Genomic DNA, 12,992 nt, shown 5'->3' on the forward strand with positions numbered 1-12,992 from the left:
AGACCACGCTCGTCGTCGTCATGGGGGAATTTGGACGTACGCCGCGCATCAACAAAGACGGTGGCCGCGATCATTATCCGAACGCCGGCTGCGTCCTCATGGCCGGTGCCGGGATTCGGCGCGGCGTGGTGATCGGCGCGACCGATCGGAACGGAGCCGTCCCTGCCGCACGACCTTACACACCGGGCGACGTTGCGGCGTCGATCTACCACGCGCTGGGAATCGATCCGCACGGAACTTACTTCCCGCGACTCCCGCGACCTACCCCGATCGCAGACGGCCGAGTCATCGACGGCTTATTCGCCTAAGCGGGTTAACCAGTTACTTCGGAATGCTCCCATGTCGGAATCACACGACGCTCACTCCGCTCCGTTCACGATGTTCTCGCGGCGTGCGGCGCTGCGCATCGGCGGCGCCGGCGGGATCTCGCTGGCGGCCTTCGGTTCCGCATCCCGGCCCCTATCGGCTTTCGCAGCACCATCGGGTTCACTCCTTTCCGAATCCGCCGCTTCGTTCGGCCGCGCGAAGTCGGTGATCTTGTTCTTTCTGCTCGGCGGCCCGTCGCAGCACGATACCTGGGACCCTAAGCCCGACGCTCCGGCCGAAGTGCGCGGCGAGTTTAAGCCTATCGCATCGAGCTTATCCGGTCTGCAGGTCGGCGAGCTCATGCCGCGCACCGCGAAGCTGACCGATCGGCTCGCCGTGATTCGCTCGATGATCACCGGCGACAACAGCCACTCGTCGAGCGGTTATCAGATGCTGACCGGCGTACCTCACGTGCCGCTCGGCGTCGAGAACGCGACGAAGAAAGCGCCGAACATCGCACCGTGCGCCGCCTCGATCGTCAAATCGTTGCGCGCCGAAGGTGGCAAGCTCCCCGCGTCGATCGTATTGCCCGAGCATGTTTGGAACGACGGCAATATCTCCTGGCCCGGCCAAGACGCCGGCTTCCTCGGCTTGAAGCACGATCCATGGCTCATTCCTTGCGATCCTTCCGAAGCTTCGTTTCAGGTGCCGGCTTTGAGCTTGCCCGGCGAACTGACGCAACCGCGATTCGACGGCCGCCGTGAACTGCTCACCGAGCTCAATCGCCGCTTGGATCGTTGGAGTGAGACGGCCGGCAGCGCTCCTTACGATCTCTACGCGCGGCAAGCCGTCGACATGCTCACGTCGTCGGATTCGCGCGGCGCGTTCGACATCAAAGCCGAGAGCGAGGCGACGCGCGATCGTTACGGCCGGACGCGCTTCGGACAGAGCACGCTCTTGGCCCGGCGACTCGTCGAAGCCGGGGTCTCACTCGTGCAGGTCAACTGGACGCGCGTGAAAGGCTTGCAAAGCAGCGGCTGGGATACGCACGCGAATCATCACAAGCAAGCGCGCGACATGCTCATGCCGATGATGGATCAGACCTACTCGGCGCTGCTGGAAGATCTCGAAGCGCGCGGCTTGCTCGACGAGACGCTCGTCGTGTGGGCCGGCGAGTTCGGACGCTCGCCGCGAGTCAACGGCGCGGGCGGTCGCGACCATTGGGGCCGCTGCTTCTCGATCGCACTGGCCGGAGCCGGCATTCGTCGCGGCACGGTCTTCGGCGCCTCTAACGCTCATGGCGGCGAGCCGGCTCGCGATGCCGTCACGCCGGCCGACCTCTGGGCCACGGTTTATCACTGCCTCGGCCATCATCCCGACTCGCTGATGCACGATCCCCAGGGTCGTCCGTTGCCGATCAGTCGCGGATCGGTCATCCGTGACGTGCTGATCTAACTCTTTCTCGCTGCCGAGCGTTGGGTTACTGATTGATTGCTGCCGAAGAAACGCAGACACTCGGTACACAGCTCATCGCGCCGGAAAATTGCATCGAGACTCCCCTAAACAGATCGGCTGACAGATCGATAGCGTATTCGGAACTCTTCGCCATCAGAAGCACGAGGCGAAGATCGCATGGGTGATATTCTTGTGGCGGGGTTGCTTCCGATCGAGCTTCTCTTGCTCCAGGGATTTCTTGATCGCTTCGTTGAAGTTCTTTTGAAAGTCTTCCGGATTCAGCGTGGTACCGGTGGCCGCTTGGCGCGAATATTCGCCCCCCTCCCACCGCAGATTGCGAATCTCGCGCGGGCCCTCCCATGCTTTACCGTCAATTTTGACTTTCCGGCCGTCTTTGACCATCGTGCCGCTGGGAGAAATGCTGAACTCGGTGACCGTCCGCCAATCGTCAGGTGGCGCCGTGATTTTGGGATCGGTCGCGACGAGGTCGCTGAGTTTCACTGATACGGTCTGCAAGGCTTTGGAGGCGTTTAGATTTCGGACGACCGTGTAGTCGACAGCAGGCCGGCCGGGCACCATGGCACCCCAGGCGTTGCAATTGAAGGTCAGCACGAGTTGGTTGTCGCTCCGGCAAGTGACTTCGAAGTGCAGCGTGGCGCCATCGGGGCCCTGCCACTTGGGATCCTTCAGCTTGCGGGTCGTGGCATTCCACAGCGGCGGATGTCCCCAGTTCAAGAGATACCAGTCGTGCCAACCGCGCGCGCCGTCGTCAATCAGCCGATCGGGCTTGTCCGTGGCCTTCACGCTGGCCGAGCGCAGTTGCGCGGGCCCCGCTGAGACGACGCGCGAGCTGATGGCAAACGTGGCGCTGGATTCCTGCCCCGCCGGCCGCGGACTCGTCCGATAGGCTGCCGGTGTTTCATAGACGACGTTCGCAAAGGCGAAGAACGGCTGCTCAAGATTCATCACAGGGCATTCGGCCTGCCATTGCGTGCCGGATTTCACGCACTTCGCATCGCGCCAAAAGCGGGTGAGCGCATGTGGATCGAGGGAGTAGTAAATGTCGACGCGCTGTACGGCCTGCGAATCATCCGGTGTGACGATGATTCGAGGCACGCCGGTGGTAGTCTTGAGTTCCAGCACCAGCTGCGGCGTCTGCGGCATCTTGAATGCTTGCCCCTTCAGGTGCTCTTCAAACCACAGAAGCTCGGTGATGGAGTGCTCATCGGAATGATGGTGATTCAGGTGAGGCGAAATGCTGAATCGGACGCGGTCGTCGGGCACATTGCGCCAGTTCCAAGCCATGTTGTCGATATGCGCGTGAAAGTCATTCGTCGGCGAAAGCCATAGGATCGGACACGTTACCAGCGGGATGTAGGCGTTGTCGGAAATGCAAGCCAGTTCCATCTCCGTGCGCTGGGTTCGGCTTCCGCCGGGCACCTTGGCTTCGCTCTCCGTTAAGTCGCCCGAACCTCCGCACGACGGCACGGCGGCTTTGATCCTTTTGTCGATTCCTGCGAGGTTCGTGGTGAGCTTGCCCCCCATGGAATGCCCGTGCGCTCCGATGCGCGTCGCATCCACTTCCGGCTGCTGTTGCAGGAACGTGATCGCGCGACGCCCCGCGATCAGCACGAGAAACCAGTTGCTGTTGCGAGGCGACTCAACGGAATCGAGAGTGTATGCATCGGGAGTCGGAGACCCGGCGAAGTGGTTCGCCTTGTTGCGTTGCGGCGGATGCGTCGCGTCGAGCTTTCCCCAGTCGGTTTGCGGCCCGCTCCAAGTCTCTCGGCCAAGACTCATCTTGTTGCCGCCCCAATTGATGGAGATAGCGGCATAGCCGCATTTGGCATAGGTCACGACGCTGCTGAGCGAAGCCGACTGTCCGCCGCCATGCATCTCGACGAGTGCCGGAAGTTTCGTTCCGCCTTTCGGAAAAGCGTAGAACGCCGCGACCCTCGACGAAGCCCCCTTGAAGACTCCCACTTGATATCGAACGATTCGGCAGACGACGCCGTCCTGTTCCCACTCCTTGAGAATCTCGACATCCAGCGGAGTGGTCCGGTCGAATTCCTCAAAGCCGGCCCAGAGTTCCGTGAGGGTTCGCGGGATCACAGGGGAGCTAGCAAAGCCAAGCGTTGTCCCAGTGCTCGGAGACTCCGTGCTCGTGTCGGCAGCGTACAGGGTGGCCAACGGAGCCATCAGCAACGCAATGAGTAGCAAGAGGGTGTGTTTCATCAGGTTATTTATGTCGGAGACAGTTGCAGCAAAGTGCCGATTCGAGTTCGGTTTGACTATTTTATGTTGAGTACATCGGTGGCGTGCTCGAGATTCCGCATCAATCCTCGCGTCGATACACCTTCAGCACGTTTCGAATTGCTTCCACAGGCGGGTAACCGTCTGGGACAACCTCACGCTTCGCTCAACCTGTGTCGAATGAGGTTGCTTCAATGCAGATGCGTTCGTGCGCTGAATCTTGAATATTTAGATCGGCGAAGGCAGCACGTTGTGGGCAAGCACGTTCATGATCGCGGAATGCGATTCGGCGACGAGCGCGGGCGAAGCCGGAAGCTGCGTTGCGCCATCGCCGTAGTTCCAGTAGCTGGCACCGATCAGCATGCCGACGGCCGCCATGGCCACGAGCAACACGCCGTCGCGAGTTCTCCAGCGCCGCGCTTCGATGACCTTCGGTCGTTCTTGGCGCTTTGCTTTGTGCTTATGATTCATTCCGTCGGCCAAGAATGCGGGTACAGGTGCAAACTTCGCATCAAGGTCTCGGATCGGCGGGCGAGCGAGAACGACCGCCCGGTCGTCCCGAGGCGAGCGTCCCACTCTTGGGGACGCTCGCTCGGGACGCTCGTTTACCGGGCCATTGCGGCTTGAGCCTTCTTGATCTTCTCTTTCACGGCATCCAAGTTGAAGCTCGCCCCCTTCTGCATCGGCGGGAACTCGACGGCCGTCATGGCGAGCTTTTCCACCTGATCCTGGACGAAGACGAAACGCCAGAACTCGTAGAGGAACCAACTCATATAGTTCTGAGCTCCGTCTTTGGTCCCGTTGCCCGGCCAGCCCTGTCGTTCAAACGGATCGAGGCGCAGGTTGGTCAGGTATGGAACGTCGGGCTTGGTTTTTTCGCCGAGCCAGCCATGAGGCTGATCAATGAAGCGGTACTTGTAGTCGCCGATGCGGACGGCCCCCAACTCGCTTTCGCCGAAGTACCAAATCTCGGTTCGCTTCGACGGTCCCTTGCCGGTGATCATGTCCATCTGGTTGGAACCGTCGAGATGCACCTTGTAGGTCGTGTCGCCGAACTTACGACCTTGCTTGAGGTCTTCGATGATGTTCGGTTCGCCGGCGGCGGCGAGGAACGTCGGGAACCAGTCGAGGCCCGAGATGAGACCGTTCTCCACCTTCTCCGCAGGAACCTTCCCCGGCCAACGTAGGATGGCCGGCGCGCGGAAGCCCCCTTCCATGACGGTCCCTTTGCACTGCGCAAACGGCGTCGTTCCGCCGTCGGGCCAAGTGAAGGTCTCCGTGCCGTTGTCGGTCGTGAAGATGACGATGGTGTCATCGTCGACGCCTAGGTCTTTGAGCTTCTGCATCGTGGCACCCACGACGTCGTCGATCTGCGCCATTCCGGCCTCTTGGATCGACCAACCGTTTTCCGAATTGCGCAGCGCTTGATACTTTGCCGAGAGATGGGTGGTCACGTGCATCCGCGTCGGGTTGAGCCAAACGAAGAACGGCTTGTCTTCGGCCTTCGCCTTCTCGATGAACTTGAAGGAGAGATCGCGAATCTCATCATCGACGGTCTCCATTCGCTTCGGATAGAGCGTTCCGGCGTCTTCGATCTTTTGCTTGCCGATCTTACCCCACCGCGGCATCTCGGTCGGATCATCGACGTCCGTCGCCCAAGAGTGAACCATGTTCCGCGGGCCGACCTTGTCGAGCAGTTCCTGCGGATAAGCGGGATGCGACGGGTCTTCCATCGCGTCGAGATGATAGAGGTAACCGAAGAATTCGTCGAAGCCGTGGACGGTCGGCAGGAACTCGTTCTTGTCGCCGAGATGGTTCTTTCCGAATTGGCCGGTAGCGTAACCGAGCGACCTCAGCGCAGTAGCGATCGTGACCGCCTGCGCCGGGATCCCGACCGACGCGCCGGCTTGGCCGACCGTCGTCATTCCGGTCCGAATCGGGAGTTCGCCGGTGATGAAGTTGGCCCGACCTGCCGTGCAACTCGCTTCGGCATAGTAGTCGGTGAAGATCATGCCCTCAGCAGCGAGCTTGTCGAGGTGCGGCGTTCGGCCGGCCATCAGGCCGCGATGGTAGGCGCCGATGTTCCACATGCCGATGTCGTCTCCCATGATGACGACGATATTCGGCTTCTTACCCGAGGTGGGCTGCTGCTGCGCGCCGGCCTGAGCGACGACCAGCTCCTTATCGGCTGCTGCGACTATCGACTGCGCCCCGGGAGCGGCGCCGTTCGGCTTGGCGACCGAGGTCGACGAAGTGGCCGGCGCGGCGTCGGCCGGCCGGCTCCATTGCAATCGGCCGGAGGAGGCGACATATCCCAGCAGCACGCCCGCGGCCAGAAAGAAGAGGGGCAGAAACCTACTGCTTCGGAGCATAGATGTTTTCCTTAGTTGCGAAATCTAGAAGAGCGGATTGAGTTAAGTTGCCGCAAGGGCGAGGAGCGGCGAAGCCTTTTTATAGCTATTAGTATGACTGAGGTCGCGGCGTACGACTCTGGAATTCGCGGATGGATTGAGCGGCTGACGGCGAACGGCGTTCGACGTGATTGAAGAGGCTTAACAACGCGCTGGAGCCCGATCTCCTCGGAAGGAGCGAGCAACCGCGGATTCCGGGATTCTTTAACGCAAACCGCACACCATTCGGTGAATCTGCCTTTGGCAAACAGTCGGCGTGGACGCAGCGATGGATACGTCGGTGGATCGCGAGCGACCCATTTTGTCGAGATTGCGGCTGAATTACCTACGGCACGAACCTTGCGCAGCGCGTTGAGCTCGCTGAGACGTTCCGCCCGTATCTAAGGTCAGCAGCCGAAGAATTTCACAGTCACCACCGAAGCGGTGATCGGTCGAAGCGCGCCGATTCGCACACAGAAGCGTGCAATATCGTTCGGCGCTGCAAGCGGATTTGCTCTCGCTCCGATTATGCCGCTCCGATATCTAAGCAAACGGCTCACCGGTCGATGCAACTTCGACCCCCAGAGCTCCGGCCCATCCCACGCAGTTGCGGAGAACGGGCCGGAGCTTAGCGAACTTACCTGCCGATTAGCGGCGGAGTTGAGTTCGAGCTCCGGATTCACGGTCGCGCCGCGCGAGCCGTAGTTCGCTTCTCCGATCTTCTTCGTGAAACCGACGTTGAGTTTGAGCATGGGGATCTCCTTTGAAGTTGAAAATTGCTCGTCATCTGCATCGCCGGCGTCCTCGTGGTGACTAAGGCGACGCACGTGACGCAGAATCCGAAACCTGGCAGAGTCGTGGTCGGCCGAACGCGTGTCGGTCGGTGGTTACGAGTCCCAAACGATTGGCCGCGAATTTGAACTGCACGAGCGAAGGCATATCGAACCACCGATGCTATCGGTAGAATCGCGTCTTTCGCCGACGACTGCAGGGAGAAAACGATGCAACGATTTCCGCGGTGGGAAACGATCATTGGTCGATTGCTCCTCTTGACGACATTGGCGAGTGCCGCCGGCTGTCCGCAGCAATCCGCTGACAAGAGCGAAGATGCTCCGGTGCCCCAGGCCGCGGTGGTTGAAGAGCAAGCCACGGGATCGGAGGCATCGGCGACCCCTCGGATCGCCGCTCAGTCGGGCAGTCCCGGCGCCACAACGGCTCTTCCAGGCAACCAGCTTCCACCGCCCGATCCGAAGTTCGGCGGCGTCATCAATCTGAAAGCAACCGACTCGAAGCCGTGGTGGCCGCCGCGCGTAGTGCCGCCGAAGGGCGCGCCCAATGTGCTCTTGATTATGACGGACGATTGCGGATTCGGGTCGCCGAGCACGTTCGGCGGTGTCATCCCCACGCCGGCCCTGGATCGCATCGCAAATAACGGACTTCGTTATACGCAGTTCCATTCCACCTCGCTCTGCTCACCGACTCGTGCGGCCCTGATCACCGGGCGCAATCATCACGTGGCAGGATTCGGTGTCGTGGGCGAAGCGGCTACCGGCTTTCCGGGCTACGATTCGGTCATACGCAAGGAGTGCGGCACCGTCGGCGAAATCCTCAAGCAGAACGGTTACGCGACGTCGTGGTTCGGCAAGGACCATAACACTCCTTTCTATGAAGCGTCGGTGGCAGGGCCGTTCGATCAATGGCCCAACGGGATGGGCTTCGATTACTTCTACGGCTTCGTCGGCGGTGACACGAGCCAGTGGACGCCGAACTTGTTCCGCAATACGACGCCGATTTATCCGTTTGAGGGAAACCCCGAATGGAACCTGACCACGGCGATGGCCGACGAAGCGATCGAGCACATGAAGGGCCTCCACGAAGTTGCGCCCGACAAGCCGTTCTTCGTCTATTACGTCCCCGGTGGCGTACATGCTCCGCACCATCCCACGAAAGAATGGGTGAAGAAGATCAGCGATATGCACTTGTTCGACGATGGCTGGAACAAGTTGCGCGAAACCATTTTCGCGAACCAAAAGAAGCAGGGTATCGTCCCGCAAGACACGAAGCTCTCTGCCTGGCCGAAGGAACTGCCCGAATGGGATACCCTCGACCTGAGGCAGAAAGAACTCTTCATCAAGCAGGCTAACGTCTTCGCCGCGTACCTCGCTTATACCGACCACGAGATCGGCCGCGTCATTCAGTCGGTCGAAGATATGGGCGAACTCGACAATACGCTCATCATCTACATCAGCGGCGACAACGGAGCGAGCCCCGAGGGAACGATCAACGGCACTCCCAACGAGTTCACCTTCTTCAACGGCGTCACCGTGCCGGTGAACGACCAATACTTGTTCTACGAGCTTTGGGGCTCAGACCAAACTTTTCCGCACTACTCCGCCGGCTGGGCCTGGGCCTTTGACACCCCGTTCCAATGGTGCAAGCAGGTGGCGTCACACTTCGGCGGTACTCGCCAAGGCATGTGCATGTCGTGGCCGGGGCATATCACCGACAAGGGCGGTATCCGCACGCAGTTCCATCATATGATCGACATCGTGCCGACGATCCTCGAAGTGACCGGTATTCCCGTTCCCGACACGATCAACGGCATCAAACAGCGACCGATGGACGGCGTGAGCATGGCTTACTCATGGGACAAGGCCAACGCGACCACACCCTCCAAGCGCACGACGCAATACTTCGAGATGCTCGGCAACCGTGCCATTTATCATGAAGGCTGGGTCGCCTGCACCACTCCGGTCAACACGCCTTGGGATTTGGGCATCATGCCGTCCCCCGACGTGATCTCCGGCTACAAGTGGGAACTCTACCACGTCGACAAGGACTTCTCGCAGTCAACGGATCTCGCCGCCCAAATGCCCGACAAGCTCAAGGAGCTGCAGGATCTCTTCTATGTGGAGGCAAAGAAGAACGACGTACTACCGCTCGACAACTCGACGCTCGCGCGGTTCCTTACGCCGCGCCCCAGCCCGACGGCGGGACGCACCAGCTTCACCTATACCGGTGAGTTGAGCGGTGTCCCTCCGGCTTGCGCTCCGAGTATTCTCGGACGCTCGTATAACATCGAAGCGGAGATCGAGATACCGGAGGGGGGTGCTCAAGGGATGATCGTAACCGAAGGTGGACGCTTCGGCGGATATGGATTGTTCTTGAGTAAAGGGGAACTCGACATCGGCCGCGGCAAAGTCGTCTTCATCTACAATCTGCTGGGGAAACGCATTGCGTGGGAAGGCCCCAAGCTCGAAGCCGGCAAGCACACGATCGTTTTCGACTTCAAGTACGACGGACCGGGATTCGGAAAAGGAGGGACCGGCACGCTCTCGATCGATGGTAAGGAAGCGGCCAAGAAAACGCTGGAGCACACCGTGCCAATCACCTTTCCCGAAGATGAGACTTTCGACGTCGGAATGGACACGCGCACTCCCGTCGCGCTCATCGAGTACCACTACGACTGCCCATTCAAGTTCACCGGCAAGATCAATCGTTTGACATACGCTCTCGGCCCGCACGAATACGTTGCCGCGATCAAGACCGAGACGCCGCAATAGAATGAGCGTATCGGGCAGTAGAATGAACAAGCCGCTCGCTTTCGCCGCGCTCGCCGAAGCCGCCACCGGCGCAGCGCTCATCGTCGCCCCATCACTCGTCGCGCGACTGCTGCTCGGCACGGAACTCTCCGGCGTCGCGGATGCCGTGGGCCGCGTGGCCGGTATCAGTCTGTTATCTCTAAGCATTGCGTGCTGGCCGGGCAAAAAGCCGACGCGTGCGGCACTCGGTGGGATGGCGACCTACGGCCTGCTGGTTACGTTCTACCTCTTGTATCTCGGCATTCGCGGCGAGTGGGTCGGCCCGCTCCTGTGGCCGGCCGTAGCGTTGCACGCCGTGCTGACGTTGCTGCTGGCACGAGCTTGGCTCAGTGCAAAAACTGCCTAATAAAACAATCATTCGAAGGAGATAAGCGTCGGTCACATCGACCGGCCTTAACAAGTGTTGCAAATCTGCATCACCACCGTCATGTGCAGTGACGATTATCGCGTCGAAGTCACGACAACGGATGAATCACAGGGAACAAAGCCGACGGGAATGGCTCGGTCTTACATTCGATCGGTTCATTTGGTCTCAACGACCCAAATGTTCCGATAGCGGAGTGGGTTGCCGTGATCCTGCAGGTAAATCGGGCCGGGGTCGGGGCCGGGCTTGTTGGGAGCGGAGGTGGTCGAACGCTCACCAGGAAGCTCCACGTCGTTATGGATGAGCACTCCGTTGTGCGAGATCGTCACCCGCGGGTTGGCGACCAGTTTGTCTCCTTCGTACTTCGCCGCGGTGTAGTCGATGTCGAAGGTTTGCCAAGTGAGCGGCGGCAGGCACATGTTCACGTCCGGCGCCTTCACCGAATACAACCCGCCGCATTCGTTGTTCTCCCCTTTCAGGCCGAACGAATCTAGCATCTGGCATTCGTATCGAGCGCCGACGTAGATCCCGCTATTGCCGCGTCCCTGGCCCCGATCTTCCGGTTGATACGGCGTACGGAACTCGATATGCACCTTGCAACTGCCGAACTTCCGCTTGCTCGAACAGCCTTGCATCAGGAGACCGTCGTCGGTCATGCGGCCTTTGTCGAAGGCCTCGGCCGACTTACCGTCGAAGAGGACGATCGCGCCCTCGGGCGGACTTGCGCCGAGAGTCGGGCTAGTACGCGTGACTTTCTTGAGCTGGGCGATTTCGCTTCCCTCTTCGGAAAGTAACTTGGCGACGCCGTCCTTGATCCTCGCTCCGATTTTCTCTCCCTTTGCGGCGACCGCTCCTTCTTTCAATTCGCCGCCCAGCTCAATTTTTGTCTCTCCCTTTTTCCAGCCGTCGCCGGGGAGGCCGCCTTGGTATTCAACGAGGTGAAACTTTCCCTTGCCGAGTGCGATGACCTGTAGTCCGACTTTGAAAACTCCGTCCTCGGTCTTGCGCGTGCCGACGTATTCTCCTTGAAATGGAAAATCGGCATCGGTCATGGTTGGGTCGGTATAGCTCGGACCGGCTGCATGCGCTGTCGCTGCCCAGGCAATGGCCGACAGGAGGAAGGCGAAAGGCTTCGTCATGAATGCGTACCCCGAATAAAAGCGACTGGATCATTCGGGCTATTGTGGGAGCGCAGCTCAGCGGCCGCAAGCAGTCCCTGCCCGGAACTGAGCCGGAGTGAACCGATATATTGCAGCAATTCGCGGTACCGCAACCCGCCGAGCGCACTTCACGTAGCGGCACGCCCAACGGGATAGTCAAAACGTTAGAATCACGCGCAGCGTCAGCATCAGCGGGCTACCGTAGCTTGCGCTTTGCGCCGCCGGAATGATGTAAGTCGCTTGCGGCGAGACGGAAAAGTTTGGGCTATGCTTCCAGAGGTAGTAACCGTTGATCGCCGTTTCACTGCCGCGCATGTCGGAATGTCGAATGCGGCCGCGGCGAAAGTTCGTCGCCTGTGGGTCGGACGAGAGGTCGCTGCAGGCAACGCCCAGGCCGATCGCATCCTCGTCGCGACCCGCGAGAAAGCCGGTCCGGGTTAGGCCCGCGCCGTTGTAAAACTGGAAGATAGTGATCCGGGGGTCGGAATTACCGAACTGGTAAAAAGCCCGGATCCCTTGGCGATCGTCTTCGTCGTCGGGATTCTCGCGCCACAGGGTTTGCTCCCACGTGAGATAAAGCCCGTCGACGCCGTGAATCGATTGCAGTCGGCCGAACGTGCGTTCGACGAGATGTCCATTGATGTCGAACGATTCTTCGCGCAGTTGGTTGACTTCCTCGAACGTCGCTGTTGAGTACCAGTAGCCGACGCAGAGGCGACCGTCGCGGCCTCGAGAAAGACGATAACGAAAGCCCGCTTCACCGATCCAAAACAACGGCGAATTTCCCGAGAGCAAACGACTCGGCCCGGCGAGGCCCGGCAGGTTGCCGTTCGCCGCCGAACCGTCGTACATGGCGACGCCGAAGTACGTCTCCTTCGTCGGATAGAGGAACAGGTTCGCGCCGCAAGCCGGGTCGGGATAGGTCGGCAACAAGAAAATCGTCGGCGAGTTGCCGAATGCCCCGTGCAAGAAATCGGCGCCGTTCTCAACGAAGGCGAATTCGTTATTCGCGTCGACTTTGCCGATCTTCACACGCACGCGCTCATCGAACAGCTTTTGCTCGCACCACAGTTCCGAAATCTGGGAGCGTTGCGAGTGGGGGGATGCATCGAGCTGATCGAAAAACTGCTCGTCGCCGGCCAGCGTGTGGCCGTTCGTGCCGCCGTGATTTTGAAACAGGCAGGACCAACGGCCCCCTTCGAGGCCGACCAACTTCTCCATGTCGATCGTTGCAAAGAGGTTTAACAGGTTTTGCTCGGCGGCGTGGCCCGGCCTCCGGCCATCGAAGGCAGCGTAGTTCTCGTGAATCCACCACTGACCGCCGATCTCCAGCGGCGAATCTCGCCTTCCCTGCAAGACCGGCCCGATCCCAAAAGGAGCATCACCTTCGCCTTGCTGACCTCGCATGACGCCTGGTTGCAACAGCCCCCAGCAACAAAGCGCCGTTGCTAACCAGGGCGCA

General features: G+C 60.1%; 10 protein-coding genes. 4 read left to right on the forward strand and 6 right to left on the reverse strand.

The features are described from left to right. Both K8U03_22120 and K8U03_22125 read left to right on the forward strand, forming a co-directional pair. On the forward strand, positions 1–308 hold a 308-nt coding region (locus K8U03_22120), incomplete at its 5' end, for a DUF1501 domain-containing protein (protein MCE9607593.1). A gap of 31 nt (positions 309–339) precedes the next feature. Next, positions 340–1,761, forward strand: a complete 1,422-nt coding sequence (locus K8U03_22125) for a DUF1501 domain-containing protein (protein ID MCE9607594.1) — start codon at positions 340–342, stop codon at positions 1,759–1,761. Positions 1,762–1,914: 153 nt separating this feature from the next. Here K8U03_22125 and K8U03_22130 read toward each other — a convergent pair whose 3' ends face one another. From K8U03_22130 to K8U03_22145, 4 genes are all read right to left on the reverse strand, one after another. After that, positions 1,915–3,873, reverse strand: a complete 1,959-nt coding sequence (locus tag K8U03_22130; GenBank protein ID MCE9607595.1) for an acetylxylan esterase — start codon at positions 3,871–3,873, stop codon at positions 1,915–1,917. Positions 3,874–4,242: 369 nt separating this feature from the next. Beyond that, on the reverse strand, positions 4,243–4,485 hold the full coding sequence (locus K8U03_22135) for a hypothetical protein (protein ID MCE9607596.1): 243 nt from the start codon (positions 4,483–4,485) through the stop codon (positions 4,243–4,245). Positions 4,486–4,619: 134 nt separating this feature from the next. Next, on the reverse strand, positions 4,620–6,386 hold the full coding sequence (locus K8U03_22140) for an arylsulfatase (GenBank protein ID MCE9607597.1): 1,767 nt from the start codon (positions 6,384–6,386) through the stop codon (positions 4,620–4,622). A gap of 425 nt (positions 6,387–6,811) precedes the next feature. Further along, positions 6,812–7,156, reverse strand: a complete 345-nt coding sequence (locus tag K8U03_22145; protein MCE9607598.1) for a hypothetical protein — start codon at positions 7,154–7,156, stop codon at positions 6,812–6,814. A 249-nt stretch (positions 7,157–7,405) separates the two neighbouring features. Here K8U03_22145 and K8U03_22150 point away from each other — a divergent pair, with 249 nt between their 5' ends. After that, positions 7,406–9,967 (forward strand): arylsulfatase, encoded by a 2,562-nt coding sequence (locus tag K8U03_22150; protein ID MCE9607599.1) that lies wholly within the window; start codon positions 7,406–7,408, stop codon positions 9,965–9,967. A 22-nt stretch (positions 9,968–9,989) separates the two neighbouring features. Then, positions 9,990–10,352 (forward strand): hypothetical protein, encoded by a 363-nt coding sequence (locus K8U03_22155; GenBank protein ID MCE9607600.1) that lies wholly within the window; start codon positions 9,990–9,992, stop codon positions 10,350–10,352. Positions 10,353–10,528: 176 nt separating this feature from the next. Here K8U03_22155 and K8U03_22160 read toward each other — a convergent pair whose 3' ends face one another. After that, on the reverse strand, positions 10,529–11,509 hold the full coding sequence (locus K8U03_22160; GenBank protein MCE9607601.1) for a DUF1080 domain-containing protein: 981 nt from the start codon (positions 11,507–11,509) through the stop codon (positions 10,529–10,531). A gap of 177 nt (positions 11,510–11,686) precedes the next feature. Further along, a complete protein-coding gene (locus K8U03_22165; GenBank protein MCE9607602.1) occupies positions 11,687–12,886 on the reverse strand; it encodes a carbohydrate porin in 1,200 nt (399 codons plus the stop codon). Positions 12,887–12,992 lie beyond the last annotated feature (106 nt).

It is taken from the genome of Planctomycetia bacterium, assembly GCA_021413845.1.
Classification (GTDB): domain Bacteria; phylum Planctomycetota; class Planctomycetia; order Pirellulales; family PNKZ01; genus PNKZ01.

Coding starts and splice junctions, on each gene's coding strand:
- K8U03_22125 (MCE9607594.1), top strand. CDS start 340: ATGTCGGAATCACACGACGCTCACTCCGCTCCGTTCACGATGTTCTCG.
- K8U03_22135 (MCE9607596.1), bottom strand. CDS start 4,485: ATGAATCATAAGCACAAAGCAAAGCGCCAAGAACGACCGAAGGTCATC.
- K8U03_22140 (MCE9607597.1), bottom strand. CDS start 6,386: ATGCTCCGAAGCAGTAGGTTTCTGCCCCTCTTCTTTCTGGCCGCGGGC.
- K8U03_22145 (MCE9607598.1), bottom strand. CDS start 7,156: ATGCTCAAACTCAACGTCGGTTTCACGAAGAAGATCGGAGAAGCGAAC.
- K8U03_22150 (MCE9607599.1), top strand. CDS start 7,406: ATGCAACGATTTCCGCGGTGGGAAACGATCATTGGTCGATTGCTCCTC.
- K8U03_22155 (MCE9607600.1), top strand. CDS start 9,990: ATGAACAAGCCGCTCGCTTTCGCCGCGCTCGCCGAAGCCGCCACCGGC.
- K8U03_22160 (MCE9607601.1), bottom strand. CDS start 11,509: ATGACGAAGCCTTTCGCCTTCCTCCTGTCGGCCATTGCCTGGGCAGCG.